Annotated in this window: 23 protein-coding genes; 11 read left to right on the forward strand and 12 right to left on the reverse strand. The window is 43.4% G+C overall.

Annotated features, from left to right (window positions below):
• Nucleotides 1-6 precede the first annotated feature (6 nt).
• Entirely contained in the window at nt 7-1,413 is a 1,407-nt protein-coding gene (locus ACRRSW_RS06235) for a PepSY-associated TM helix domain-containing protein (RefSeq protein WP_432458899.1), read from the reverse strand.
• Between the two features lie 1,310 nt (nt 1,414-2,723).
• Here ACRRSW_RS06235 and ACRRSW_RS06240 point away from each other — a divergent pair.
• Entirely contained in the window at nt 2,724-3,962 is a 1,239-nt protein-coding gene (locus ACRRSW_RS06240) for an EAL domain-containing protein (protein ID WP_432454062.1), read from the forward strand.
• An 84-nt stretch (nt 3,963-4,046) separates the two neighbouring features.
• Here the strand turns inward: ACRRSW_RS06240 and glgC are convergent, their stop codons facing one another.
• The 4 genes from glgC to ACRRSW_RS06260 all read right to left on the reverse strand — a co-directional run bounded on the left by glgC (nt 4,047) and on the right by ACRRSW_RS06260 (nt 7,923).
• On the reverse strand, nt 4,047-5,300 hold the full coding sequence (gene glgC, locus ACRRSW_RS06245; RefSeq protein WP_432454061.1) for a glucose-1-phosphate adenylyltransferase: 1,254 nt from the start codon (nt 5,298-5,300) through the stop codon (nt 4,047-4,049).
• Between the two features lie 319 nt (nt 5,301-5,619).
• Entirely contained in the window at nt 5,620-6,249 is a 630-nt protein-coding gene (locus tag ACRRSW_RS06250; protein WP_432458900.1) for a hypothetical protein, read from the reverse strand.
• A 302-nt stretch (nt 6,250-6,551) separates the two neighbouring features.
• Nucleotides 6,552-7,100: an acyl-CoA thioesterase gene (locus ACRRSW_RS06255; protein WP_432454059.1), complete on the reverse strand. Its 549-nt coding sequence runs from the start codon at nt 7,098-7,100 to the stop codon at nt 6,552-6,554.
• Between the two features lie 295 nt (nt 7,101-7,395).
• Nucleotides 7,396-7,923, reverse strand: a complete 528-nt coding sequence (locus ACRRSW_RS06260) for an NUDIX hydrolase (RefSeq protein WP_432458901.1) — start codon at nt 7,921-7,923, stop codon at nt 7,396-7,398.
• A gap of 302 nt (nt 7,924-8,225) precedes the next feature.
• Here ACRRSW_RS06260 and ACRRSW_RS06265 point away from each other — a divergent pair, with 302 nt between their 5' ends.
• A complete protein-coding gene (locus ACRRSW_RS06265) occupies nt 8,226-9,341 on the forward strand; it encodes a phosphoserine transaminase (RefSeq protein ID WP_432458902.1) in 1,116 nt (371 codons plus the stop codon).
• Nucleotides 9,342-9,423: 82 nt separating this feature from the next.
• A complete protein-coding gene (locus tag ACRRSW_RS06270; RefSeq protein ID WP_432454056.1) occupies nt 9,424-10,602 on the forward strand; it encodes a 3-phosphoglycerate dehydrogenase family protein in 1,179 nt (392 codons plus the stop codon).
• On the opposite strand, the gene ACRRSW_RS06275 is transcribed toward ACRRSW_RS06270, so the two are convergent.
• Both ACRRSW_RS06275 and ACRRSW_RS06280 read right to left on the reverse strand, forming a co-directional pair.
• On the reverse strand, nt 10,599-11,264 hold the full coding sequence (locus ACRRSW_RS06275) for a trimeric intracellular cation channel family protein (RefSeq protein WP_432458903.1): 666 nt from the start codon (nt 11,262-11,264) through the stop codon (nt 10,599-10,601). The two genes, ACRRSW_RS06270 and ACRRSW_RS06275, sit on opposite strands and share 4 nt — an antisense overlap.
• A gap of 367 nt (nt 11,265-11,631) precedes the next feature.
• Nucleotides 11,632-12,336, reverse strand: coding sequence for an autoinducer binding domain-containing protein (locus ACRRSW_RS06280; RefSeq protein ID WP_432458904.1), 705 nt, complete (start codon nt 12,334-12,336; stop codon nt 11,632-11,634).
• A gap of 151 nt (nt 12,337-12,487) precedes the next feature.
• Between ACRRSW_RS06280 and ACRRSW_RS06285 the strand changes: the two genes are divergently transcribed.
• Nucleotides 12,488-12,934: a DUF4902 domain-containing protein gene (locus ACRRSW_RS06285; RefSeq protein ID WP_432458905.1), complete on the forward strand. Its 447-nt coding sequence runs from the start codon at nt 12,488-12,490 to the stop codon at nt 12,932-12,934.
• Here the strand turns inward: ACRRSW_RS06285 and ACRRSW_RS06290 are convergent.
• On the reverse strand, nt 12,931-13,482 hold the full coding sequence (locus tag ACRRSW_RS06290) for an acyl-homoserine-lactone synthase (RefSeq protein ID WP_432454052.1): 552 nt from the start codon (nt 13,480-13,482) through the stop codon (nt 12,931-12,933). The two genes, ACRRSW_RS06285 and ACRRSW_RS06290, sit on opposite strands and share 4 nt — an antisense overlap.
• Before the next feature lie 185 nt (nt 13,483-13,667).
• The gene (locus ACRRSW_RS06295; protein ID WP_432458906.1) at nt 13,668-14,156 is read right to left on the reverse strand and encodes a DUF6942 family protein; all 489 of its coding nucleotides are present in this window, start codon (nt 14,154-14,156) and stop codon (nt 13,668-13,670) included.
• A 117-nt stretch (nt 14,157-14,273) separates the two neighbouring features.
• On the opposite strand from ACRRSW_RS06295, the gene ACRRSW_RS06300 reads away from it, so the two are divergent.
• Nucleotides 14,274-16,007, forward strand: coding sequence for a GNAT family N-acyltransferase (locus tag ACRRSW_RS06300; protein ID WP_432458907.1), 1,734 nt, complete (start codon nt 14,274-14,276; stop codon nt 16,005-16,007).
• Between the two features lie 130 nt (nt 16,008-16,137).
• Here the strand turns inward: ACRRSW_RS06300 and ACRRSW_RS06305 are convergent, their stop codons facing one another.
• A complete protein-coding gene (locus tag ACRRSW_RS06305) occupies nt 16,138-17,301 on the reverse strand; it encodes a PLP-dependent aminotransferase family protein (protein WP_432458908.1) in 1,164 nt (387 codons plus the stop codon).
• A 151-nt stretch (nt 17,302-17,452) separates the two neighbouring features.
• Between ACRRSW_RS06305 and ACRRSW_RS06310 the strand changes: the two genes are divergently transcribed.
• From ACRRSW_RS06310 to ACRRSW_RS06320, 3 genes are all read left to right on the forward strand, one after another.
• The gene (locus ACRRSW_RS06310) at nt 17,453-18,346 is read left to right on the forward strand and encodes an AraC family transcriptional regulator (RefSeq protein WP_432458909.1); all 894 of its coding nucleotides are present in this window, start codon (nt 17,453-17,455) and stop codon (nt 18,344-18,346) included.
• A gap of 393 nt (nt 18,347-18,739) precedes the next feature.
• On the forward strand, nt 18,740-20,659 hold the full coding sequence (locus tag ACRRSW_RS06315; RefSeq protein ID WP_432458910.1) for a methyl-accepting chemotaxis protein: 1,920 nt from the start codon (nt 18,740-18,742) through the stop codon (nt 20,657-20,659).
• 107 nt (nt 20,660-20,766) lie between these two features.
• Nucleotides 20,767-21,615 carry a CvfB family protein gene (locus ACRRSW_RS06320; RefSeq protein ID WP_432458911.1) on the forward strand — a complete coding sequence of 283 codons (849 nt, stop codon included), beginning with the start codon at nt 20,767-20,769 and terminating at the stop codon, nt 21,613-21,615.
• 97 nt (nt 21,616-21,712) lie between these two features.
• Here ACRRSW_RS06320 and ACRRSW_RS06325 read toward each other — a convergent pair whose 3' ends face one another.
• Nucleotides 21,713-22,105: a winged helix-turn-helix transcriptional regulator gene (locus ACRRSW_RS06325; protein WP_432458912.1), complete on the reverse strand. Its 393-nt coding sequence runs from the start codon at nt 22,103-22,105 to the stop codon at nt 21,713-21,715.
• Nucleotides 22,106-22,184: 79 nt separating this feature from the next.
• Here ACRRSW_RS06325 and ACRRSW_RS06330 point away from each other — a divergent pair, with 79 nt between their 5' ends.
• The 3 genes from ACRRSW_RS06330 to ACRRSW_RS06340 all read left to right on the forward strand — a co-directional run bounded on the left by ACRRSW_RS06330 (nt 22,185) and on the right by ACRRSW_RS06340 (nt 24,219).
• On the forward strand, nt 22,185-22,937 hold the full coding sequence (locus ACRRSW_RS06330; protein ID WP_432458913.1) for an SDR family oxidoreductase: 753 nt from the start codon (nt 22,185-22,187) through the stop codon (nt 22,935-22,937).
• 466 nt (nt 22,938-23,403) lie between these two features.
• Nucleotides 23,404-23,805 carry a GFA family protein gene (locus ACRRSW_RS06335; protein ID WP_432458914.1) on the forward strand — a complete coding sequence of 134 codons (402 nt, stop codon included), beginning with the start codon at nt 23,404-23,406 and terminating at the stop codon, nt 23,803-23,805.
• Between the two features lie 105 nt (nt 23,806-23,910).
• Nucleotides 23,911-24,219 carry a DUF1272 domain-containing protein gene (locus ACRRSW_RS06340; RefSeq protein ID WP_432458915.1) on the forward strand — a complete coding sequence of 103 codons (309 nt, stop codon included), beginning with the start codon at nt 23,911-23,913 and terminating at the stop codon, nt 24,217-24,219.
• Nucleotides 24,220-24,405: 186 nt separating this feature from the next.
• Here ACRRSW_RS06340 and ACRRSW_RS06345 read toward each other — a convergent pair whose 3' ends face one another.
• Nucleotides 24,406-25,275, reverse strand: coding sequence for an SMP-30/gluconolactonase/LRE family protein (locus ACRRSW_RS06345; protein WP_432458916.1), 870 nt, complete (start codon nt 25,273-25,275; stop codon nt 24,406-24,408).
• Nucleotides 25,276-25,408: the final 133 nt, after the last annotated feature.

Here is a 25,408-nt window from a genome sequence, read left to right on the forward strand (position 1 = left end):
AGACTCTCAGCTTATAAAGCTTTTTAGTCGTGGGATCCGCGACAATATAACAAAATCTAATAGTAAGATGCTTAGTAAACACAGTCCTGCCATTGGAAACATCAACGATACGGCGAACATCACTAGCGCCGCGCTTTTCCAAAGTGGCATGTTGGTGGGTAAGGGAGGCGCAGCGAGTTTTAATACCCCTTTAGGGCGGCGTAGCCACCACATCACCACACCCGAAATCGCAATCAAAATAAATGCTGCGCAGAGAAGCGTATCGATCAGGACATTTAACCAGCCCATCTCTCCTTGATGCAGAGCAATGCCTACAGCCATGAATTTAGCCATTAGGCTGTAATCAGACCATGCCGCTTCGGCTAATAATTGTCCCGAATATTGATCTAGGTGTGCAGTTCTGTCTTGAGTGGCATCACTTATATCACCGCTCATGGTGTTGGCTGAGACGGTATATACTGCGGTAGCTGAGTTGGGTAAGTTGATCCTAAATCGAGTGAATCCATGTTGTTGGGCAAAGTTGACGATGCTATTGAGATTGGTGTGCTGTTTGGCTGGTTGGCCAGTATCGTCTGAGCTAGGTAGTCGCGTTTGTTCAAGATTCCAAGGAACCTCTTTGGTTTGGCTATGATTCATACTGGCGTGCTTGAGTGTTGAAAGTGGCACCGCATCCCATTTTTGTGCGGGGAAGCTATTCCATGCTTGCACGTATTTAGCCCCCCATATACCGGTCCATGAGAGTCCTGAGATTAAGAATAATAATAAAAATACTGAGGTTACTAAGCCTACGTTAGCGTGTAAATCACGCCACATTATTCTTGTACTGTTGTTGAATCTAATTTTGAACAATCCTGACTTACTGATTTTATCGCGTGGCCACCATAGGTAAATTCCGGTAATCAATAGCACGATGCTAAGGCTGGCGGCCATTTCTATCAGTCGATCTCCAATATCGCCGAGCAATAAGCTGCCGTGAATGCTATTGGCTAAGTTATACCAGCTTTGGTCTCGATTGATCTGCCCGAGAACTTTACCAGTATAGGGATCTACGGTTATGAATAAGGATTCTCCTGCTGCCTTGACAGCAAACCGACTAGCTTGAGTGGCGCTCGCTGGCGTGATGTATTGTTGTATTGTGGCTTGTGGGTAGCTTGCTTGAACTGCTGCAAGCTGTGCGGCCGGGGATACGGTCGTGGGGTATGGTTTTACCTGAATAATATCTGCAAACTGGGCTTGCTCGATGGCGTCGTCGTAGAGCATGACTAAGCCAGTAATCGATAGCATCAGTAGGAAGGGAACCACAAATAGTCCCGCATAAAAGTGCCAACGCCAGGCAATCATATAGTAGCGTTTGGTCTTGGTTGCTGTTTGTTTTTCGGTGTTCGTCCGTTCTGTAGAGGTGCTGCGCAACATTTCATTCATCCTTTATGTTTTAGGCACAAGCATAAGCCCCCGTAGTGATACCTAAGTCGCGCGACTCCGGTATGGCTAAGGGGTATGGCTTCATATTAAATAATGATCAGGCGTGACTAAATGCTGGTGGAGAGCGCGGTGTTTGGATGAGGTAACGATGGAAGCGAACCATAAAAATATAGTTATCATCGTTAGACATTATGAACAGTCGTTGAAAAACTGATGTAGCTAAAAGGACGTTGTGAAATGGAAAATAATGACAGAATAAGCACTGCTTTGAATGAACAGTATCTGCGGGTTGTTCGCTTCCTTCATCAATTTGTACCCATTTAAAACCGCTGAGGGTGCAAACCGACAGCCAAACACCAGCTGCGCGACTATGTGCATTGATGGCAGGCATTAATGAAAGCAGCAACCAGCAAAATAGCCATGCTGAAATCATTAGGTGTTTAAAAAATGTTCTGTTTATGTTAATTCTTCCATGAGTTGTGTCGCACTCTATGTGGTAAATATAGAGCTTTGAATTTACTTTTTAACCGAAGGGGTGATTCTATTTAACATTTGAAAGCTTGCAAGTAATTATTATCATTTGATAGGGTGAGTGCTGGAGGTGATTGAGTCATGAGTCTTTGGATTTGATTTTAATTTTACAAAAGTAAAAAGATCCGATAGTGAATCTGATGAAACTGATTATGGTTTTCGCGCTTTGAGTCACCCAAGCTTGGGATGTTTTGCACCAATTTAGTGCGTGACTTTTGATGTTTGGCTGCAAACAGGATTTTTGAAACAGACTGAGAGCGAAGTATAGAGCAGGGTTGGTTTATTCCTAGAGCCAGTAAAGCAGTCTTAAGGGTGTCTTGTAGCAGTTGGATAAAGTGTGAGCTAAAGGCCAAACCAAAATGCGAGGATGATTGTGGAAGGTGATCATGAGCCACAAGTGCGCCGAAGAAGGATTTCTTTGGCGTTTGCCCCCACTTTTCGACACCCATCTTATTGTAATGAGATAGTTTTCTTCTCAAAGGGAAATCAATGTTCGAAGATAGAATGCTTCCAGCAGCTCTCTTATTTGGTTGAGATGGTCGCTATACCCTCGCTCTATCATGACGATGAACAAAGCTTTATTGAAATGCTTAACAGCGCGTTTAAAGATTATTTGATGGTAAAAGTGAAACATTGAGCAACGGATCGAGGATTTATTTACAGAGTTATTAACTGCGAAATAAATTATATTGGCGTGTTTTGTGCTTGCTAAGTGACCTCTTTCAGGTTAATTATAAAATATTGGGTAAACGGATAGTATGGGATCGGGTTTGAGCGGTCGAAAGATAGTCAACATTAATTCTGCGACGCAGGTGACTAAGCAGCGGGTGTTAAATCCGCTGCATTACTTTCCGCATTTTCAACCGATAGTTTTTCTTCCTACGGGGCAAATTGCCGGTTATGAAGCCTTGGCTCGTACCCAAAATAAACTGGGAGAGGTGTTAAGCGCCGGAGGAATATTTTCTAATCAGGAATATACCTTGAACAATCGTCGTCAGGTGGATCGCAATGTGCGTAGACAGGCGTTAGAGCATTTTGCTCAGTCATCACAACAAGGCTTCATTACGCTTAATATTGTGCCTGATTGGGTCGATATGTTGAGCAAAAATATCTGCACTCCCACGATTTCTATGATCGATGAACTGAATATTGATCCCTCAAAAGTTGTCATTGAAATCACTGAAGCTAGCGGTAATATCGATAATCTACAACGAGTTGTCAAAGATTACCATCGTGCAGGTTTAAGGGTGGCGATTGATGATTTTGGTGTAGGAGCCTCGCAAGTTGATCGAATTATCGCGCTTGAACCCGACATTATTAAATTGGATATGCGTTTGTTTAAGGACGCAGCTAAAGGCGGCTTGCCTGCGGATGTGGTGTTATCGATTTCTGAGTTGGTGCAGCGTGCAGGGTGTGAGTTAATCTGTGAAGGTGTGGAATCAGAGCAAGAGTTTCATTTTGGAGTGGAGTGTGGGGCGCGTTACATGCAAGGGTGGCTATTTTTCAAGGCCAGTGATGATTTTTTATCCGCTCAATTGAGTCATGCCAAGGTTCAGCAATTATTAGCCAGTTATCTGCAGCGTAAAAGTCTACGGACTCAGCAGACAGTGAAGCATAATGTGAATGTTAAATCACAGGTTTTGGCGTTAAAACATCATCTGCAAAATGTGCAATCGATACCTCGAATGAGTCAACAACTCGCTGAAGTGGGGATCCTCCGTTATTTTCTATGTAAGGTGGATGGCACGCAAGTCTCTCCGAATTACGATGTGACTGAACAGGACATCGTTGAAGATGATCGACTGGTTGGTGCAAATTGGAGCTTTCGTCCTTATTTCCATGCCTTAGTGGCTTTAGATTCGATTAAACCTCAGCAACTGATTTTATCTAAGATTTACCGCGATTCCAGCAGCCAAGAAATGTGTAAAACTTTTAGTACATATTTAGCGAAAGACTTGATATTGCTGGTCGATTGTAAGGTGCAAGATGATACTTTGTTTGTAGAGTAATCACCGCCTGTCGGAATTTTTTATTTGTAAGGTAGAGTGCTTGTTAAACGACCATTGACCTCAAAAGGTCAATGGCCTCTATTGTTAACGTAGCATGTCACTGGAAACAACGATTACACCATCTGCAGAAACGGTAAATCGACGATGGTCTTCAGTTTTGTCATAGCCGATGATTGTGTTATCGGGAATGATGCAGTCTTCGGTAATTATCGCGCGTCTTATCTTACAGTTCTTACCAATACTTGATCCGTTTAAAGCGATCACTTGGTCAAGTTCAGTATGTTCTTCCACTCTCACATCCAATGACAATAACGAACGGTGAACTTTGGCTCCCGATACGATTACCCCAGCAGAAAGTAATGAATCGGTTGCATAACCGCGACGTTGGGCTTCGTTAAAAATAAATTTGGCTCCGGGCCGTTGTTTTTGATCGGTAATGATGGGCCACTCTCGATCATAAAGGTCTAGCTCTGGATCTGGGGCGACTAAGTCCATATTTGCAGCAAAGTACTCATCGATATCTCCCACATCTCGCCAATAAGCGATGCGTCCTGGATGACCTTTTGCGGCAAAAATATAACCATATACTTTCCGGTCTTTTAGGATATTTGGGATCACATTGTGGCCAAAGTCATGTGAGTAACCGGGTTTTATTAGTCCTTCACGTAGCTCATGATCCAGTACATCCATGTTAAATATATAGAGCCCCATTGAAACTAAGGCTTGTTCTGGATTACCTGGGTCAGACTTAGGATTTTCGGGCTTTTCTTCAAAATCAACGATTCGCCCCTCTTCATCCAAGCCCATGACGCCGAAAGAAGAGGCCTGAGAAATTGGTTTACGAATGCAAGCGACAGTAACATCGGCATCATTCTCTGCATGAAAGTTTATCATTCGAGAATAATCCATCTTGTAAATATGGTCGCCGCCGAGGATTAGCACTCGGTCGTAACGCTCATGATCAATAATATCTAGGTTTTGATACACGGCATCGGCAGTTCCTCGATACCAGTTTTCTCCAGTGCGCTGTTGTGCGGGAATAATTGACACTCGCTCATTGAGTGCCGGGTTTTGAATTTGCCAGCCCGATTGCAGGTGCATAATCAGGTCGTGGGCCATGTATTGGGTTAATACACCGATATTACGCACGCCAGAGTTTATACAATTCGATAGCGTGAAATCGATAATTCGATATTTTCCTCCGAATGATACCGCTGGTTTTGCGACTCTACTGGTTAATTGCTTTAGCCGAGTGCCTTTGCCTCCAGCCAAGACAAGGGCAACTGTACGCCTGACGAGGCGGTTACTGGAAGTATGAGAATAACGGTTTTCAGACATCTCCAATGTTTCCTTACAACGAGATTAGATAGCCCATGATAACCTTTTCAAAGTAAATGTAACGTCTATACATGACACATTTATTTATTTTGAGGTTTATATTAAATAAAAATAACAGCTTGCTCTGATAAAAAGTCTTTACTAGCGATTATTCTCTTTTTTATATCAGAACTTTAGTATCTTTTCTATCATTAAGCGGTTTTATTTTATCGTTTTTAGAATGGGTTATTAAACATTTTGTTATTTGTAATACTAAATTATATATATTAATTAGTTGATTGGTAATCTCTTTCTTCAAGTTCAAATAATCATTCAATTTTTATTTGAAAAGTTGAGGCTGTTGGTTTTTTAATTTCTTTAATCCGTGGTTAAATTGATTTCTAAGCTGTTCGTTGTGAAATCCAAGTAAACGAGGTGAAATGGGTAATATATCGTGAAAGCTTACTTCTGGGAGTTGTTGACCTGCGGGCATTCGGGTTTGGTTAAGGTAGGCAAAGATACGTTTATCAATGATGATCACGTCCACTTGGCCGCGGTAGAGGCGTTCTAGTTGAGCATGTTGATTAGCCACTTCGGTGTACAGTTCACTTCTGCTAATCGCTTTAGTGTAGTCTTCGCCAAGAGAGTTTATCGCATTCTTAAAAGCCATCACTTTATACTGGCTGAGTTGGGCCACATGGTTTAGCGGCAATGCCCTCGCTTTAAGGGTGATAGCTGTATTTAGGTAAAATATTACGGGTTCAGATAGGTAAAAATTTTTATTGGTAATAGGGGCATTAACGATGGCATCGACTGTAAGTTTTTCCATTAATCGTTCAGCTCGTAAATTTGAAGTAAAAACCACTTGCTTTACTTGATGCCCTGCAATTAGGAAAGCTTGCTTAATGATATCTAGTTGTATACCCGACTGAGGTTGTTCAATGATATAAGGCGGGATCGATCTGCTCATCGCAAGTGATATTTGTTTCGCCTGTGCGAGGTGATTACCGAAAACATAGATGCATAGCACTGTAAAAATCGTGTTGAGTTGCAGTTGGAATGTTTTCATAAGGCTACGAATGATTAGCTTTAAACTTGAGTATGGTGGACAGCGCTCCATTTTTAAAGAAATCTCTAAGACCAGTGGCTCTTTTGGGGGCTACTTAGCATGGCGAGTACCATGAGCAAACGGCTTAGTCAGTAAGCGTTATTTTGAAAAATTGAATACGCTTAGGCCTGTAATGGAATTTGGGTTTAGCGTATGTGTTCAAGCTATTGTTGCAGTACCACCGCTGATTCTTGCTTTTTGGTGGAGAGCAGCTGCTTCCAGTGTATCACCCTTAAGGGGAGCTCTGGTGATGGCTGTGTATCGCCGATTAGATGAAGTAAATCGGTCATCGTTATGACAGATTTTCCTCGAATAAATACCCCTCGAACCAAGATACTGGCATACAAGGTATCTTGACCAATGAAACGATGTTCAAAGTACCAATATTTTTCATCCCAACCGAGTAATTTACTATGCAACTCGAGTTTGCTGAGTGGTTTAATGGGTCTGATATAAGTGATCGACTGAGCATTCACTACGCCTAACCAACGTTGTTTAAGACTCGCGGCAGCCAATCCTGTTTTTAGCATCATGTCGATCCGCCCCAAGTCTCCGAAGGCGAGATAGCGGGAGTTGGTTAGGTGCATATTGGCATCACAGTCAAAGGGTAGAGCCCGTAGGGAGATAACAAAGTCTTCGCTGACTGACGCTGCTGATTTTGAGCTGAACCAGTGACGAAATAGCAGACTGAATAAACGAAAATATAAATTCATAGTAAATCTCACACTCAAACTGTTTACATCTGTTTAACATATCTGGTCGGATGAGTAAAGCGAAGGGCGTATGCGCTGGTGATTGGTGTGATTAGAATGAGTGCAGTGTAGATGTGATTTTGTTGAAAGTTTAGGGCACTTGAACTCAAATAGTGAGTGCTGTAAGCATCTGGTTTTATCCGATATATTTCACGCATTATACTTGACAGTTAGTGCTTAAGTTACAAGCCGAAAGACTCGCTTCATTCATCCAAAGCAAGGTATTAAGAAGATGCCGTTTATACTGAGCCGGTCATCAGACCGTTTGAACTTGAGTCTGCAATTGCAGCAGGGCTTGATGTACAGAGCTGAAGGCTATTTTATGAAAGGGAAGTGCTGCAATAGGATGCCACTGCCAAGTTGCGACATCATCTAAGGCTTTTAGATTGGGCTGCTGATTCAGCTTACAGCTGAAAAAACTGTCGCAAGTATGATAAAGCACCTGTTTATAATGGTAACGATTGGCGAAAGATCCAAAATATTGCAGCGATTGTAGTTCTACCGATAGTTGTAATTCTTCATATAATTCGCGTTGTAAACCTTGCTCTAAACTTTCCCCATATTCAACGAAGCCGCCTGGTAGATCCCAATCGCCTTTTTGCGGTTTAACCGCTCTGGAAACCAGCAGTACTTGTTGTTGGTAGAGTAATATAGCCCCCGCGGTTGAGGCCATATTGTGAAAATATACAAATTGGCAGCTGTTGCAAGACCACTGTTTAACATCGATTTTCTGTAGCTTCGCTTGACCACATTGAGGGCAGTATTGGGGAATAAATCGATTCACATTTTATCGCTATTTAACGGTTTATGGATGAATGGTAACGATATATACAGGGTTTGCAAAGGAGATTGGGGCAGTCGCTAGTAGTAAATAGCAAGTAACTAGTTAAACATAGCGCACTCAGCGTTTATTTGCCGTTTATACGCTTGATTGTAATGGTTTGCTGTTTTAAGGCCATTGATTATCTTGAAGTTTTACCTCGCAAACAAAATTGGCTCTAAATCATTTTATGCGTCTTGGGTCTGACATATACTGCCTCAGTTTATTTCTATTTCCTTCAATGCTCTTGTTTACAAGGATCAATAATGAAACCCCAGTTGAAACCAAATTGCCCCAATTTTTCTTCAGGCCCTTGTGCCAAAAGGCCTGGCTATCAATTAGCTGAGTTGAATATTGAGACACTTGGACGCTCCCATCGAAGTAAAATAGGCAAAGCGACTCTTTCCCAAGCAATTGAACTCACTCAACAGTTACTGTTGTTACCCGAAGGATATCGGGTGGGGATTGTTCCAGGGTCTGATACGGGCGCCATGGAGATGGCTATGTGGTCTTTGCTAGGCCCCAGAGCGGTGGATATTTTCAGTTGGGAGTCATTTGGTAAAGGTTGGTTTACCGATGTGATTAAGCAACTTAAGTTAGAGCAGGTCCAGCATTACAGCTGTGATTACGGTTTGCTACCAGATCTGCATCAAGCAAACTCGGAACATGATTGTATTTTCACTTGGAACGGCACCACTTCTGGTGTCGCAGTACCGAATGGAGATTGGATTGATAGTCAACGTGAAGGGCTCACCATTTGTGATGCTACTTCGGCGGTATTTGCGATGCCCCTCCCTTGGGAAAAACTAGATGTGGTTACATTTAGTTGGCAAAAAGTACTCGGTGGAGAAGGGGCTCATGGGGTGCTTATTCTTAGTCCACGGGCTGTTGAACGTTTAGAAAGTTATCAACCTAGCTGGCCTATGCCCAAAATTTTTCGTTTAACTCAAGGAGGAAAACTCATTGAAGGTATCTTCAAAGGCGAAACGATTAACACGCCGTCGATGTTATGTGTGGCAGACTATGTCGATGCACTCCAGTGGGTTGAATCGATGGGCGGAGTTGCCGAAAGTATTAATAAATCGCAGCAAAACCTCCAAGTCTTAAAGCAATTTGTCGCTGAAAATGATTGGATCCATTTTCTCGCTCAACAAGAGAACACACTCTCTAATACCAGTGTCTGTTTGACTCTCGATGCCAGCCCTGAACAAGTAAAAGAGATCATGAGCTTGCTTGAGCAAGAGCAGGTTGCTTTCGATATCGGAGCCTATAGAGACGCTCCTGCGGGACTGCGTATTTGGTGTGGCGCCACTGTAGAACAACAAGATTTGCAAGCGTTGATGCCATGGTTAAAGTGGGCTTATGCTCAGGTGTGCCTTTAAGTTTTAAGGAAACTATTTAGTTATTCTTTCGTGCTGCAGTTTGTCACGGAAACATCATTTAGGTTGTTTAGGGAGAAACTGTATGCCGAGTATTCGTACTATCAATCATATTCATCCGCAAGGGCTGGCTTGTTTTTCAAGTGACTATCAAGTCGCAGCAGAGTTAGCGACAGCGGATGCCATTATGTTACGCAGCGCCAATTTGCATGACTTTGATATTCCCAAAGCGGTCAAAGCTATCGCACGTTGTGGTGCCGGTGTGAATAACATTCCGATTGAACGTTGTACCAAGCAAGGGGTTGTTGTATTTAATACACCAGGGGCTAATGCCAATGCGGTTAAAGAATTAGTATTAGGCGGGATGTTAATCAGTGCTCGTAACGTGGTCTCTGGTTGGCAGTTTATTGACTCTTTATTACCCACCATGGATGCGAAGGCGCTTGCGCTGAGTGTCGAGCAAGAAAAGAAGCGTTTTGTGGGCTCTGAATTAGCAGGGAAAACTTTAGGCGTCATCGGGCTCGGAGCGATTGGTGCGGCCGTTGCTCACGCCGCTTTAGCTTTGGGGATGAAAGTGGTGGGTTTTGATCCCGCCTTAAGTATTCAAGCAGCATGGCGCCTATCTTCAGAGATTGAATGTGCCGAAGAACTGAAGCAGTTATTAAATGCTAGTGATTATGTCACCCTTCATGTGCCTGCCAATCAACATACGCAAGGCCTGATTAATGGAGATAATACCGGTGAATTCAAACGAGGTGCCATATTACTTAATTTTGCTCGTGGTAGCATCGTTGAGGAAGATGCACTCTTAACGGCCTTGGACCAGCAGCACTTATCTCTCTATGTAACTGATTTTCCCAGTGTGAATTTAATGAAGCACTCGAAAATTTTAATGCTGCCACATTTGGGCGCGAGCACTCAAGAGGCGGAACAAAATTGCGCGGTTATGGCGGCTCGTCAACTCATCGACTTTTTGGAGAATGGCAATATTCACAACTCGGTGAATTTTCCCAGTATTAAATTAAGTCGCAGTGAAGGCTACCGAATTGCTTTTGCCAATGACAACGTGCCCAAAATATTAAGCCAGGTATTAGCGTTATTATCGGATATGAATATTAATGTGGTCGATATGCTGAATAAAAGCCGTAACGATATCGCTTATACGCTGATGGATATTGATATTCCTGCAACTCAGCAGATGTTAGATGCGATCGCGGCTATCGATCACGTATTTCATGTGAACGCTATTGGCGAGCATGCCTAAGGCTTGTTTTGTTGTTTTCTGATTTCCCGGTTTTGTAACTTAGATAGTTTGAAGCCGGGAAAGCGAAGCTCAAAGTGGAGCGCTAATACACGAAGTAAGAACGCAGCGCTGCTTGATAACAAAATATTATGGACTTCGTTGACGCCTAATAGGCCTAATAGTACATAGCTGGTACTGCCAAGTAGACAAACAGTTACGTAGATTTCTGGTTCAAAAATCACGAGTTTTGTCTGTAACATTAAGTCGCGAATCGCTGAGCCAAGCGTAGAGCTAATCACCCCCATGAGTATGGCGACCAGAGGCGTTGCTTCATAACTCAGTGCTTTGCTGGTGCCGAGTACCGCAAACAAGGCGATACCCGCAGCATCTAGCCACAATAAAAACCGGTCAATTCTAATCACCCAATGGGCGAAGAAATAAGTCATGACCGATGCGGTAATACATACGCTTAGATAACTAGGATCAGCAATCCAAAATATTTTTTCGGTTTGTAGTAAGAGATCGCGAATCGTTCCACCGCCAATGCCCGTGACGATACCCACAAAAATAAAGGCAAGTATATCCAATTCGCGTTTGGCGGCCGCTAAAGCGCCAGTTAAGGCAAACACAAACACTGCGATTAAGCCGAATTGATATAAGGCTGAATTAAAATCTAAGATCATGATTCACAAATACAATAAAAGAAAGTGTAACGATTATAGTTGCTGATGAACTTTAGCGGCAGTTAGAATTTTGTGAATATTTTGGCTGTTGATTAAGGTTTATTTCGATGAAGCTGGATTTGCTGAAAAATTCTAATTTATAGCATCATGAGCAGATATGGAATGAATGAAGTAATAGTGCAAACTTGAAGGTTTACTGAAGTGAAGGTATGTCGGCTTTTATTTTTGGCTAGGAAGTCGGATCGTTATTAAATTTGTTCACTCGGCACTCTTCGCATCGAGGTTCAACTCTTGTTATCTCAACTCATCATGGTTCATGAAACAGAGTTGCCTACAATTTATTTTGACTGCTAATGTTTTTACTGGATTAAATCAGCCCCATGACCGCAGCCTTAACCGTTGCCGCAGTTTTGTTGACGACTTCGAGTTTACGCATTGCTTGGCTTATATGAAAATTCACGGTGCGAGCAGTGATGCTTAAAATCGTTGCAATTTCTTCTGATGTCTTGCCATCTGCTGTCCACTTCAGCATTTCTAGTTCTCGCTGACTAAGTACCGGGATCTGAAGTTTTTCGGCAGTGATTCTCGCGGATAAACCGTGATGGGTAACCTGAGTTAACCAGAGCAGTTGGTAGCGATAGCGAACTAACTCTGCGGGTGATAGCATTTCTGTTGATCTTGCCAGTGTTAACATTCCGACTGTGCCGTTGGCTTGTCTTGATGATTGAGCCCAGCCATATTCTAAACCTACGGCTCGAGCGTCTTCCATTAAATCTGGTGTTTGAGCAAATAACTGGTCACTCCAAACGATAGGGAGTTGCGAGGTCATGCCGTGATGTACTGTGGGATCAATCTCCAGATAGTTATTTTCTTTATAGGTTTGCTGCCATATTGTCGGGTAATTATTGAGCATTTCGGTGCGAGGCGCAGATAATGGATAGGGGATCCGTAGACCATAGGCGCAAAAATCAAAGCCTAATGCATTGGTGACTTTTGATAGTTCAGCAAAAAAATCGCTACTTGAGCCTTGCAGCTCTAGTAAACAGAATTGTTCTTCTAACCAAGCTTCCATGAATCCTTTATCTTCCTGTAACTATGCAAATATGACGCATAAATATAAACCTGTTTAAAATTGAGTATAGCGCAACTGTTAATGTTGACAATTGAAGCGAAATTTTGCGCGTGTTTTTATGAGCTAAGCTTCATATAACTAAAAATAAATAATGAAAATACGGGAAAGTAGACAAATTGTTGTCAAAGCTATTGATTATTTAGTCACGCCTTGCGCTGATGGTTTAGTTCGTTTGACTGTAGAGCAGCTATCAGCATTGACATTTGAGCATATAATATCGGGTTTAGATAGTGTTAGCGCGGTAGATTTTGAAAGTGAACGAGCCTCATTTTCGGGGTACACCGAATGGTTATTTGAAAATAGGTGCGCGATCACCCTCGGTTGGGATTGGCATTGGTTATGGCGTGACGGCCAAATGACGTGTTGTGTGAAAGCCTTACCGCGAAGTAATATTCAGTTATTAGAACAAGGGCTTGATGTGAGCCCTCGTCGAAATGATGAGCTATTGATAACCGTAATCAATCTTTTACCATGGCAAAAGATTACCGCGGAGGCGATCAGTAAGCGTTACCGTGAGTCTCCAATGAAGTTGCGTTAGTTAATATCGATGTAACAGGCAAATAGAGCGTAACCGTTGAGAATTTTTGGAGGGCCGGCTCGGTGATGACGAAATCCAGCATGACGGAGCATCCGTTCGATGCCTAAAGGTGACACTGAAATAAGCCGTTTGGCACCATGCTGTTTGGCACACTCGATGGCTGCTGTGAGTAAGCCGAGTGCTTGACTAGACATCAGTTGAGTTGGCGCTTCGTTATCATTGTCAAAATCTACAGCGGCAAAGCGAGATAGTTCCCAAATGTCATCTTGTTTTGGACAAGGCAGGCCATTGAGTAGTTCGGGAAAGACTTCTTCTAATAAGTAAGGTTGAGTTGTCGGAAGCAGGCGTGCGCAGCCACTGATGTTATTTTTCTCATTTTTAGCGATAACATAGACAGTATCGTCGCGGTCAAATTGGTCTTGCTCGATGCCTTTTGGGGTATTCAGTTCCCAGCCAAGCATTTCAACGAAGACTTGATGCCGATAATGATTTAAGTGATTCATGGTGGTTGCTGGTAATTGTTCGGCAAGGCCGTTAACGTAGTTCATGAGCATCTCCTTATGATGATGCTATGAGTACAATTCAGCTTGTTGATAATTTAAACTGTCAAATATGACAGCTAGCTAATTTGTCAAGGATCAGCTATGCTGTTGTTTTTGTTAGTTTTATCAGTAAGGGGGTTGTTTTTTTTAGCTAGATATGAATTTTGTAAACTTGTATATGTTTCAGTAACCTAGAAATATTCCCTCTTAGCTTCATCTTGCCAGTGTCGGTATTCGGCGACTAAAATATTGGGGAACTGGCGGTAATCGGGGTAGGGACAGAGTAAAATATTCGCGGCGATAAATTGTAATTTTTTATGACTTATAACATCTTTGGGTTGCACGATATGGTCAAATCGTTGCCAATTGTTTTTACCTGCAATGATGTGTTGTTTTGCTTTGCTGACTATTTTGTCGCCAAAGTTGATTTGTTGCTCTGCCAGTAAGCCCTGTTGTAGGTATTCCCTCCAGTTATCATCTGGTGCTGTTAGCTTGGCATAGATCGTTAATATTTTTCGCCAATTGTTATTGTTGTTGAGCAGTAGTTGCTGAGTCAATATAGCGGAATCAAGTTGCTCAAAATTTTCCGGTAAGTTTGGCAAACTGCTGTGCAGATATAAAACCGTATGGGCTTGTTCGCAGCCGATAAAAAGCTTGTTTTTCGCCGCTAGTTTTGGCATTCCCTCTCCCCCTGTGATTCCTCTTGTTGCTTATTGCTTGTCATATAATTGCCATTTTTCTGTTGCTTGTTTGTCATGTTTGGCTTCTAGCCTAGCGACGAATACAGGGAGAGAATCATGATTTCTGCGCAACAAGTACTCAATCAACATTTTCCTAGCTTAGTTCAGCACCCGCGTCGCCATCGCTTAGCGAAGTGGTTCTTTTCAAAAATACTGTTTGAAGATGAATTTCAAGCGTTTGCCGATAAACATCCCCATTTAAAGGGAGTTGCATTTATTGAGCAAGTGTTTACTGAATTAAATATAAGTTACCGAGTTAACCAGAATGAGCATGAGCGGATCCCTAGTGAAGGTCGGATCATCATTATTGCCAATCATCCTATTGGTTCCATCGATGGTTTGGCGCTATTACATCTGGTAAGCCAAGTGCGCCATGATGTTAAAATTGTGGCTAACGAAATTCTTTCTGCGATTGAGCCTTTGGCTGATTTGTTGTTACCCGTAGATAATATGCGAGGCAATAGCCAACGTAAGCAATTAAATGCGATTAGAACATTACTCGATGATGAAGGCGCTGTGATCATTTTTCCTGCGGGGGAAGTATCGCGACTCAAGGGCATTAAGGTGCTCGATGGTAAGTGGACTAAAGGTTTTGTGAGTATTGCGAAGAAAACCAATACACCTTTGCTCCCCATCTGTGTAAAAGCTAAAAATAGCTGGTTGTTCTATATTAGCTCCTTAATCTATCGTCCCTTGTCGACGCTGTTATTGGTGAAAGAGCTTTTTTTCCATCGAAATAAGGTTTTTTCGATGGTGGTTGGTGAGCAGATCCCAGTTAAAAGTTTTGGTTTGAGTGGCTTAGAGCGTTCGACTCAGGCTCAGTTATTAAAAAAGCACCTCTATCGAATTGGCAATCATAAAAAAGGTCTATTTCAAACAGAAGCAGCAATAGCCCACCCTGAACAACGCCTTCCTCTCAAACAAGCGATTAAGCAACTCGAAAAAATCGGAGAGACTCCCGATGGAAAGGGGATTTATATTTGTTATGGGAATACACAACCAGTGATTTTGTCGGAGTTAGGTCGTTTACGTGAATTGGCTTTCAGGGCTGTGGGTGAGGGAACGGGACGGCGTAACGATACCGACAAATATGATGCCCACTATATGCACTTGATCCTCTGGGATACCGAAGAGTTAGAAATTGCCGGTGCTTATCGTTTTGCCGATAGTCAACGTCAAATAAAGCAACTGGGGGTAGAGGCTCTGTATAGCCATTCACTCTTTGAATATGATCTTAACAGCTGTGGTTTTCTTGAATCAGGTATAGAGCTTGGGCGAAGCTTTGTTCAGCCAAAGTACTGGGGAAAGCGAAGTTTAGATTACTTATGGTTAGGGATTGGTGCGTTCTTGGCCCGTCATCCACAGTATCGTTATTTGTTTGGCCCAGTCAGCATAAGTGCGGCCATGCCGGAAGCGGGTCGAGACTTACTCATTTATTTCTACCAAACTTATTTTCCGGCAACACAGGTATTTGCCCGTTCGCGTCAGCCTTACCAGCGGGCGAAACAGATCAAGAATAATATTCATATTTCGTTTTCTGGCGAGGATTATAAGGCCGACTTTGCCCAGTTAAAAAGTGCGCTTGCCAGTATGGGAACCGCTGTACCCACTCTGTTTAAGCAATATACGGAATTATGTCATCGAGGCGGTGTACAATTTATCGACTTTAATGTTGACCCTGATTTTAACCAATGTATTGATGGTTTGGTCTTGGTTGATTTAACCCAGCTAAAAGATAAGAAGCGCGCCCGCTATATCGAGAGTCACCTTATGGTTGAAGCGGCTGTTTAAACAACTGTGTTCGATTTATTCTGAGGGCTTTATTCAGCTTGTAGTTGGTGTCCATATCAAGCCATTCGAAGCGCAATAGGTCTTTACTTCTTTGGGTTATATTTAAGAAGTAAAGACTATTGAGTTTATCTTACTCCGCGGTGATATCGCTTTGTTGCATGACTCTTGCTAAGCGGATGACTGCTTGCTCTAACTGCGGAGCGTCGAGGGCAGTATAGTTCAAGCGGATTGCTTGGTCGTGAATTTCGCTATTGGCTGGCCAAAACTCATCACCCGGAACCACCGCGACTTTTTCTTTTAGAGCTGCGGCGGCTATCTGATGGGCTTGGTGTCGTTTTAGGTGGCACCAGACAAACATTCCGCCTTCAGGTATCGTAAATTCAACATAGTCACTGAGATGCGTGTTGAGGGCGTTTACCAGCGCGTCTCTTCGGCTGCGATAATGCTGGGTTAATTGTTCCAGATGCTGCTTAAAATCAGGGTGGCAAATGGTCGATAACAACATTTTTTGCATTGGTAGCGCAGAGTGTAAATCACTGGCTTGTTTTACTTTCTTCAGTGGCGCGAGCAATTCTTTGGAGGTCATTACATAACCTACCCGCATACTTGGGGTGGCGATTTTAGAAAATGAGCCTAGGTAAAAAGCATCCCCATCACAGAGCTCGGTGACGGTCGGTAAGCTTGCGCCTTCAAAACGTAACTCTCGGTATGGGGCGTCTTCAATAAAGGCAACCTTGTACTTGGCGAGCAGTTCGGCCACTGCTTGGCGCTTGGCTAGGCTCCAGCAGCAGCTGCTTGGGTTTTGAAAATCGGGAACGGCATAGAATAACTTGATTTTCTGGCTTGCTAATAGCTGTTCCAGCTCTGCCAAGTTGGGGCCATCTGATTCACTCTTTACCGTTAGCGTTTGTGCTTCGGCAAGGTCGAATATTTGTAATGCGCCTAAATAACTGGGCGCTTCGCAAAGGACTTGGTCGCCAGGGTTTAAGTAACAGCGCGCAATTAAGTCCAGAGCCTGTTGTGAACCGCTGGTGACCATTACGTCATCGGCCAGCGCGACATGTTCAAGTAACCAATTGCGTAGTTCGCTTAGTCCTTCGGTGGCACCGTATTGATAAATGCTTGGTTGTTCGGCAAGCTCGGCGGCTGCTTGCGCCAAGATAGCTTGCGGAAAACGGCTGGCGTCTGGCAAACCGCCAGCCAGCGAAAGCATACCAGGTTGCTGGATTACTTTTAGGATATTACGGATGTAAGACTCTTTGGTCTGCTTTACCCGATTGCTTTGTTCTATCATGAGCTGCTCTATTATGGTTGTTAGGTTGCGTTTACAGGGGCACATCATTACAGATCTCAGCCCAATAAGGCATTAGTATTTATGTGCAAACTCTTGTCCATTTGTGCTATTTTTGGATAAATGTGTTGAGCGAATACTTTTAGGAAGTGCTATGTCATTGAATACCGATGTAAATAGACAAAGCCGGATCAATGACGTGCTTTATTATATTCATCAAACCATTGCCGAGCCGCTGAATGCCAAAGCCTTAGCTGCAATCGCCGCTTATTCGCCGTTTCATTTTCATCGTTGTTTTAAACAACTCACCGGGGAAAGTGTGAACGATTATATTCGGCGTACGCGTTTAGAGCGTTGTGCTAACTTACTGATTTTTTCACCTCATTTGACGGTGCAAGATGCAGCTCTAAGTTGCGGTTTTCAATCTCCAGCCTCTTTTTCTCAGGCTTTTAAGAAACATTTTGGGCAATCTCCTCGGCAATGGCGCGAAGGAGGCTACAGTGTTTATAGTCAAGCAAACTATCAGCAAAGTTGGAGTGAAGAATTACAGCAACGGATGCGACAGGCACAAACGCTTAGTTTACCAGTGGTAAGTGTTCGGCGTTTAGAGGCGCAAACCGTGGCTTATGTGCGCCATCAAGGCTACGATCGCAGCATTCGCCAAGCCTACGAAAAGCTTCAGGTTTGGGCCGATAGTCAGAAGATTGATTGGAGTCAGGACAAGCTTTTGGGCTTATACCATTCTAATCCCGATATCGTGCCTGCCCCCTTATGCCACTATGTTGCTTGTCTTGCTGTGGACACACCGTTTATTCGCCGTGGCCCTGTAAGTTGTTTAACGATTCCGGGCGGCATGCATGCAACTCTGGAAGTGGCTGGACAATATGGAGAGTTACTGCCAATGCTGCATCAGTTTTATATGCAATGGTTACCGAATAGCGGTTATCGTATGGGTAATATTCCGGCCTTTGTTCGTTATAAACAATGTCAGTTTATTGATCCTGAAGAACGCTTTGAGTTACAGCTTTGTGTGCCTATCACCCTCTAAATGAGCAATATGATTGAGCCGATGTTAGCGTTTAGTTGGATCTTTGTGTCATCTCTTCGCCTCGTTTTTGCTGTCATTAATTTGTCATAATTCCTTCATAATATCGCCACTTAATTTGGAGCCTAATAGCTGCCAATAACATGAACATCGGTCGACGATTTGTGATTGTTTTGGATGGCTTAGTCGTGCTTGCTGACGGCGTTCATTATCAGCATTGCTTGGAGGGTTTTGCCAAACGTTTTGCTGCTTTGTTGCTCGTTACTTGTTGAACACCGCTGACCTGCACAGAGCTCAAGAAACCTTAAAATTGAGCGAAAGTTAAATTCGAAAGGTCAATGACCCCTCGAATGCCAGAGCGGCTTTAGCGCTTCGTTAGTTGTATTAGGAGTTTTTATGCGAGTTTCAAAGTTTTCAAGCTTATCTGCTTTTTCCTTACTGGCAGTGAGCTCGATACTGATTGTGGCGCTGTATTTTTCTTTAGCGAAGTTGAATGTATCAAACCAACAGTTGCAGCACTATCAGTCGCTCAAGTCACAATTTAATCAGCACTTAGTGGCAAAGGTGAATCGCTATTTAAGCACTGGTAATGCCATCGAATTGAGTGATGCAGAGAGTTTACTAGAAGATTTAGTGGCTCGTACTGAAGGGTTGAAACTTAGTCAGTTATCTCAGCAGTTGAATGAACTGCTTGAGTCTTTGCATACTCGCTACTTGGCTCTCGGTAAATTAAGCGGCAATGAGCAGGGTTTATTGATTAATGCTGAGCGAGAGATGCGAGGCTGGGCCGATAGTTTTATTGATTACGGTTTAGCGGCAAAATATGACGATTCAGCCAAGGCCTATATCACCGGTGGCAGCGAATTGCTGAATTCGGTGGCGTCTTTGTCGATGCAGCGTAATCGCTACTTCGCAAATGCTTCAGAGCAAAGCAAGCTGGCTTATGATGATGCCTTGAAGCAGCTCCGCCAACAATTTGAGTTAATTGATAAACAGCCCTTGCTGGGAGTGATGAGTGAAGTGGAAGTGGATGAGTTTGCGCTCGGTGAGCCTGATGAAGCAGTCGATTTAGGGGAAGAAATTAAAGCGGAGCTAGGTAGCTTGATCCAACGTTATCCGAAAGAGCTCAACTCTTCTGCTGAGCTAATTCAGCAGCGAAACATCATGCGTGAGGCATTGCTTGCTGATATAAACCAGTTGACTCAACAGATTGACCAAGCTGAGCTGCAAGTGCTCGAACAGCGAGATGCGGTGATGCAGCGAGTGGCAGCGACTCTTTATAGTGTGGCGGGCTTGATTTTATTGATTGCGGTGGTGATGCAATGGGTTATGAAGCGCACGGTGCTAACACCTTTGCGCGAGTTACGTAATGGCTTTGCTATGTTGGTACAAAATGGCCTGATCGAACGCTTAAGAGTGAGACGTGATAACACTGAAATAGGTGAAATCGCGACTTTCTTTAACCAGTTGCTGGCCAAACAAGAGCAGTTAGAGAAACTTAAAAATCAACAGTTGTCGGTGGTTTCCAATTCACTTGACGCTGTTTCTGAACAGGTGCGCCAAGTCTATTTAACTTCTGAGCAAACTGATCATCAGGTCTCTGAGTCGCAACTGTTGATGGTGCAACTAGGGAAATTGACCGAGCAGTTAAATCAAATTTCCAGTGATGTGGAGCATAATGCAAACGCGACCGAACATGCGATGAATGAATCCCAGCAAGATGTCGCTCAAGTGATTGATGCCAATCAGCGAACCAGTACTGCGGTTGTTCAGGGTCGCGCTTCTTTAGCCAGTTTGGTGGGAGCGGTCAGTGATGTAAGTGCCATTTTGGATGTGATCCGCAATATTGCAGACCAAACTAACTTGTTGGCTCTAAACGCGGCAATCGAAGCGGCGCGGGCCGGAGAGCACGGCCGTGGTTTCTCGGTTGTGGCCGAAGAGGTGAGAAGTTTATCGATGCGGACCCAAACGTCGCTGGAAGAAATCACCGCCATTTTACAGCATCTTAAGCGCTCGTCATCTGAGCTAGAGGTGAATATTGGCGGGATTGAACAGGCCAGTGAACATCAACAACAAATATCCTCTAAGTTGATGGAAACTACTTATCAAGTAAGGGAGCAGGCACAAACTTCGGTAAAAGTGGCGCATCAAGCAGGCCAATTCATTCGTGAGCAGAGTCAACACATGGGAAGTTTCAGCAGTAAAATGAACACTGTGAAAGCTCAAGTGGAATCGGCCTATCAGCTCGCTACCAAAATTGAATCGGATGTTAGTTTGCAGGTTTTAACCATTGTGAACACTCTTAAACCCGCTTAGCGAAGCCTTTGTATTAAAGTGAGGGCATTAGTTAGAATTCGTTTTTAGCATGTTATACTGACATCTTGGCTCAGCAGGAGTCGGTTGAACGTAACAAGAGAGTGAGCATGTTGGAAATTGGACGCCTTAATCAATTAGCCGTGATTGAAATGGCTGACTTAGGTGCCTACCTAGATGGTGGCGAGTTTGGCGATGTATTATTACCATCCAAAGAAGTGCAGCCCGAGCTGGCGCTTGGAGATAGCTTATCGGTATTTGTTTATCGTGATAGTGAGCGTAACCTCATCGCCACTTTACAGCATCCGCAGGTGCAAGTGGGCCAGTGCGCTAACTTGCGAGTGAAAGATATCAATGATGTCGGTATTTTTCTCGATTGGGGTCTAGATAAAGATCTGTTCTTGCCTTTTGCAGAGCAGCAGCAACCGATGGAAGTCGACCGTCATTATGTGGTCTATGTTTACCTCGATAATGAACAACGTATCGCAGCGAGCAATAAATTAGATCGTTATATTGATAAGTCAGACCATCACTACAAAGATGGTGATAAAGTGGATTTGTTAGTCGCTGGGCGTACGGAGTTAGGCTACAAAGTGGTGGTTAACCATCAGCATTGGGGCGTATTGTATTATGACCAAGTGTTTAAGCGGATCCGTGCTGGCTATGCCTGCCGTGGTTATATTCAAAAAGTACGTGATGACCGAAAACTCGACTTGAGCTTAGAGCCCATCGGTATTCAAAAAGCGATTGATATTGGCGATACTATTTTAGCTAAGTTAAAAGAAGAGCAGGGCTATTTGGCGCTCAGCGATAAAAGTTCACCACAAGCGATTTCAGCCATTTTTGGGGTGAGTAAAGGTACCTTCAAAAAAGCCATTGGCCGTTTATATAAAGACGGTTTAATTACCATTAGCAAAACCGGCATCGTGTTAAATAAAGACGACTCAACTCAAGAGTAAATGGGTTGAGGCCAGCTTAGATTTTCGACGACAACAAGGTCTTCTCTCTGATGCTCATTATCCTATGAGCATCCACTCAATTCTTCGGTATTTGAGCTTAAGTATTATCAGATTGAATTAGCATATTTGTTAATAGCTCCTCCCGATGTTCGTTCATCCAGAGTGCCAGTAAATCGAGGGTCGGTTTTAAGGTTTTACCCAGCTCGGTAATTTGATATTCGACACGAGGTGGCATTTCTGGATATACATGCCTTGATACGATCCCTAAAACTTCAAATGCTCTGAGTTGTTTGGTCAGCTCTTTCTGAGTAATCGTACCGATCGCTCTTTGTAAAGCCCCGAAGCGAATCACGTCATCGGTGATGATTAATCGGTATAGAATTGGGATGGCCCATTTTCCGGACACGATATTGACAAAATCTACCATGGGGCAGCGTGAGTTTTTTTGAAGTTTTTGGTCTCTCATATTCATTATCTCTTTAGTATCCATTTGGTACCTACTATCTAAATGATACAAGTCGGATAATAATATGTGCCTCCCCCTCAGGCAACTTGTGAAGGTAAAGCTCATGACAAAACGACTCCATAATAAATATGCACTCATTACTGGTGGTACTGCCGGGATTGGTTTAGAAACGGCCAAACAGTTTCAGCTGGAAGGTGCCACTATCGCAGTGACTGGTCGCAATGAAACAGGTTTAGTTGATGCTCAAGCGCTGTTGGGAAATCAGGCCTTAGTTCTAAAAAGTGATGCTTGTAATGTTGAGCAGCAAGCAGAATTAGCACAGCGTTTAATGGATGAATTTCCCAAGCTGGATATTGTCTATATCAATGCTGGCGATGTGACCCATAAGCCCCTGGAAGACTGGGATGAAACTAGTTTTGATCAAGTGATGAATACGAACTTAAAAGGCCCATTTTTTCTGATTCAATCTCTGTTACCACTATTATCCGACTCTGCATCAATTATTCTCTGTGGTAGTGTTTCCGCTCAAATAGGTTTAGCGCAAAGCAGTGTTTACGCAGCCAGCAAAGCGGGGCTGATCTCTTTGGCGAGAACCTTATCCGGCGAACTCAAAGAGCGAGGGATCCGAGTCAATAGTATTAGCCCTGGTCCAACGCAAACGGATGCTTTTAATAAATTTGGCTTGTCGAAAGAAAAACGCGAGGCTCTGATTGAAGAGGTAAAAGCATTGGTCCCCTTAAAAAGAATGGGCTCACCGTGGGAATTAGCACAAGCTGCAGTATTTATGGCCTCGGATGAGTCAGCTTATATGCTCGGATCTGAATTGTTGATCGACGGAGGCGTCGGCAATTTATAAGCAGATTTTGGCTCATCGAGGCTTGATAAGTTTATCACGATTTATTTGGCTCAAAGTGTCAACGAGGGTTGGTTGATACTTTGATGGTTTGCTTTAGAAGCCAACAAAGAGCGGCGCCTGAAACCTTCACTGAGGTTTGAATATTATATGGTGACTGGTGATTTTAACAGGGCTATATTGGCAGGCGATATGCCTGTGCGCCCCATAGATAGTTCAGGTATAAATATGCGCGGCATACATTAGACATAGAATTTTCGTAGTCGATGCCTATTCTGTTTTTAAATCAATTGGATACTCCTCTCGATCGTAAATAGCCCATAGATTTTTTAAGACTAGGCTTACCGATTTAGCTTGCTTTGAACCATGCTTATCCGGTTCTCGACAGTGGAAAATTCGGTTGTTAGGATGGCTGTCTGATTACTGTTAGTCTGGTTACTGTTGTTGATTTGTAAAGAGAGAAACTAATATGAGTTTGAAAGGCAGTTGTCTATGCGGTGGGATCCGCTACGAGATTAATGGAGAACTAAATCCAGCCATGTTTTGTCACTGTAGCAAATGTCGAAAGTCTAATGGTTCTGCCTTCGCATTAAATGCTCCGGTTAAGTCGCTTGATTTTAATTTTCTGGCAGGAGAGCACCTTTTACGGAGCTATGCTTCGTCAGACGATGCGAAGCGTTTTTTCTGTGACACTTGTGGTTCGCCAATATATAGTCAGCGTATGTCTATACCGGAAATTTTGCGGCTTCGAGTGGGTACTTTGGATGATGACATCGCTGTCGAAAAGGCGAGTCATATTTTTGTGGCCAGTAAAGCCTCATGGGATGATATTCACGATGACTTACCTCAATTTGCAGAGCGTCCTGAATAAAGTATCTATCAATTGTGGGCTCGATGACGTTTTTTCATGTGGCTTTGCTTCTATTTTTATGCGGCGCATACAGAAGCTTCATGCTTATCAACTTGGCGTTAGTATATGCTGCAAATTAGACCTAATTGTGAGTGCTGTGATAAAGATTTAGCGCCAGATTCTACAGAGGCAATGATTTGTACATACGAATGCACTTTCTGTGTCGCATGTGTAAGTGAGATATTAGAAAATGTATGTCCAAATTGTGGTGGTGGCTTTGTCTCTCGTCCTATTCGCCCTAAAATGGCGAGGCGCACTGGCGTAAGTATTGGCCACCAGCCTGCTTCAGTTGAAAGAGTGCATAGCAAATATAGTATCGAAGAACTGAAAGAATTTTCGGCAAGCGCTAAACATCTAAAACCGGAAGATCGATGATGCATCAATTTACATCATGATTATAGGTTTGCATTGCTTTATCGCGGGGTGCAGTTATTCGCGTTATATGACTCATAGCGGCTTTGGTGACGGGTTATTCTGAGCTGAATCGCCATATAAGCCGTTAATTTTCTGGGGGATGACTATTTGCCTGTGAGTCATCTCATGCCCACCATACTTGAGCTTTTAGCCTTTAAACTTCGGTTCAAGCAAGCCTGTCACTGCTAAGTTTATCGCAAATATGCTACCAGACAATGGATACTGAGCCTTCTCTGCTGGGTCATCTGTATCAGCGCTGGTAATAAATAAGGTATTTAGCGAATCACCACCAAACGCCACCATTGTTGGCTTTTTGGCTGGCACAGTAATCGTTGCAACTATTTTTCCCGCTGGACTGATACGTACAATTCGACCTCCATCGTAAAGCGCGCTCCAGTAATAACCTTCGCTATCAACGGCTGCGCCATCGGGACGTCCAAAACCATAAGGAAAACGGATAAATTCACGTTGCTTACTCACTGTCCCTGTATCGACATTATAATCACAGGCAAATATCACATGACGTGGCGTGTCCGAGTAATAAAGGGTTTTACCATCGGGACTAAATGCTAGGCCGTTCGAGGTCCAATTTTCCCCTACGATCTGACGCACTGAATGATCGATGTCTAGCGTATAGAAATGGCCACTATAGGCATCTTTGTTTGGATTCAACGTACCAGCAATAAAACGCCCAGCAGGATCACAGCGGCCGTCATTAAAGCGTTGTTGTGGTTTGTCTTGCTCCGGATCGACAATGGGCGTGATACCACCTTGCAAAGAATCGATGGTGACCAAGCCTGATCTTAGGCCAGCAACAAAGCCGCCTTTCTCCCGAATAGCGAAACAAGCAATTTCTTCATCTAATTGCAAAAAATCATCTTGTCCTGTTTTGGGATCAAATGCGTGTAATCGGCCTGCCTCAATATCAACCCAATATAGAAGCCGGCGCTCTGGATCCCAGCGTGGGCATTCTGCCAGTTGAGCACAATTGGCCAGCAGCGTGACGACTTCACTCATGATTTGAGTGCCGAAATGAATTCATAAAACTTTCCTAGGTGTTAGATACCAATCTAACTCATTGTCTGTTGATTGTCGCGGGCTTAAATCACCGCTAATTGCGTGATGTATCAGTCATTAGAGCCACGAGTTA

The sequence above is a fragment of the Agarivorans sp. QJM3NY_25 genome (assembly GCF_050870875.2).
Lineage (GTDB): Bacteria > Pseudomonadota > Gammaproteobacteria > Enterobacterales > Celerinatantimonadaceae > Agarivorans.

What these genes read in the sequence shown, in the direction of transcription:
- ACRRSW_RS06270 (WP_432454056.1), top strand. Translation starts at nt 9,424, where the DNA reads ATGCCGAGTATTCGTACTATCAATCATATTCATCCGCAAGGGCTGGCT.
- ACRRSW_RS06310 (WP_432458909.1), top strand. Translation starts at nt 17,453, where the DNA reads ATGTCATTGAATACCGATGTAAATAGACAAAGCCGGATCAATGACGTG.
- ACRRSW_RS06345 (WP_432458916.1), bottom strand. Translation starts at nt 25,275, where the DNA reads ATGAGTGAAGTCGTCACGCTGCTGGCCAATTGTGCTCAACTGGCAGAA.
- ACRRSW_RS06285 (WP_432458905.1), top strand. Translation starts at nt 12,488, where the DNA reads ATGAAAATACGGGAAAGTAGACAAATTGTTGTCAAAGCTATTGATTAT.
- ACRRSW_RS06235 (WP_432458899.1), bottom strand. Translation starts at nt 1,413, where the DNA reads ATGTTGCGCAGCACCTCTACAGAACGGACGAACACCGAAAAACAAACA.
- ACRRSW_RS06275 (WP_432458903.1), bottom strand. Translation starts at nt 11,264, where the DNA reads ATGATCTTAGATTTTAATTCAGCCTTATATCAATTCGGCTTAATCGCA.
- ACRRSW_RS06295 (WP_432458906.1), bottom strand. Translation starts at nt 14,156, where the DNA reads ATGCCAAAACTAGCGGCGAAAAACAAGCTTTTTATCGGCTGCGAACAA.
- ACRRSW_RS06320 (WP_432458911.1), top strand. Translation starts at nt 20,767, where the DNA reads ATGTTGGAAATTGGACGCCTTAATCAATTAGCCGTGATTGAAATGGCT.
- ACRRSW_RS06300 (WP_432458907.1), top strand. Translation starts at nt 14,274, where the DNA reads ATGATTTCTGCGCAACAAGTACTCAATCAACATTTTCCTAGCTTAGTT.
- ACRRSW_RS06290 (WP_432454052.1), bottom strand. Translation starts at nt 13,482, where the DNA reads ATGAACTACGTTAACGGCCTTGCCGAACAATTACCAGCAACCACCATG.
- ACRRSW_RS06330 (WP_432458913.1), top strand. Translation starts at nt 22,185, where the DNA reads ATGACAAAACGACTCCATAATAAATATGCACTCATTACTGGTGGTACT.
- ACRRSW_RS06280 (WP_432458904.1), bottom strand. Translation starts at nt 12,336, where the DNA reads ATGGAAGCTTGGTTAGAAGAACAATTCTGTTTACTAGAGCTGCAAGGC.
- ACRRSW_RS06305 (WP_432458908.1), bottom strand. Translation starts at nt 17,301, where the DNA reads ATGATAGAACAAAGCAATCGGGTAAAGCAGACCAAAGAGTCTTACATC.
- glgC (WP_432454061.1), bottom strand. Translation starts at nt 5,300, where the DNA reads ATGTCTGAAAACCGTTATTCTCATACTTCCAGTAACCGCCTCGTCAGG.
- ACRRSW_RS06325 (WP_432458912.1), bottom strand. Translation starts at nt 22,105, where the DNA reads ATGGATACTAAAGAGATAATGAATATGAGAGACCAAAAACTTCAAAAA.
- ACRRSW_RS06255 (WP_432454059.1), bottom strand. Translation starts at nt 7,100, where the DNA reads ATGAATTTATATTTTCGTTTATTCAGTCTGCTATTTCGTCACTGGTTC.
- ACRRSW_RS06335 (WP_432458914.1), top strand. Translation starts at nt 23,404, where the DNA reads ATGAGTTTGAAAGGCAGTTGTCTATGCGGTGGGATCCGCTACGAGATT.
- ACRRSW_RS06265 (WP_432458902.1), top strand. Translation starts at nt 8,226, where the DNA reads ATGAAACCCCAGTTGAAACCAAATTGCCCCAATTTTTCTTCAGGCCCT.
- ACRRSW_RS06315 (WP_432458910.1), top strand. Translation starts at nt 18,740, where the DNA reads ATGCGAGTTTCAAAGTTTTCAAGCTTATCTGCTTTTTCCTTACTGGCA.
- ACRRSW_RS06340 (WP_432458915.1), top strand. Translation starts at nt 23,911, where the DNA reads ATGCTGCAAATTAGACCTAATTGTGAGTGCTGTGATAAAGATTTAGCG.
- ACRRSW_RS06250 (WP_432458900.1), bottom strand. Translation starts at nt 6,249, where the DNA reads ATGAGCAGATCGATCCCGCCTTATATCATTGAACAACCTCAGTCGGGT.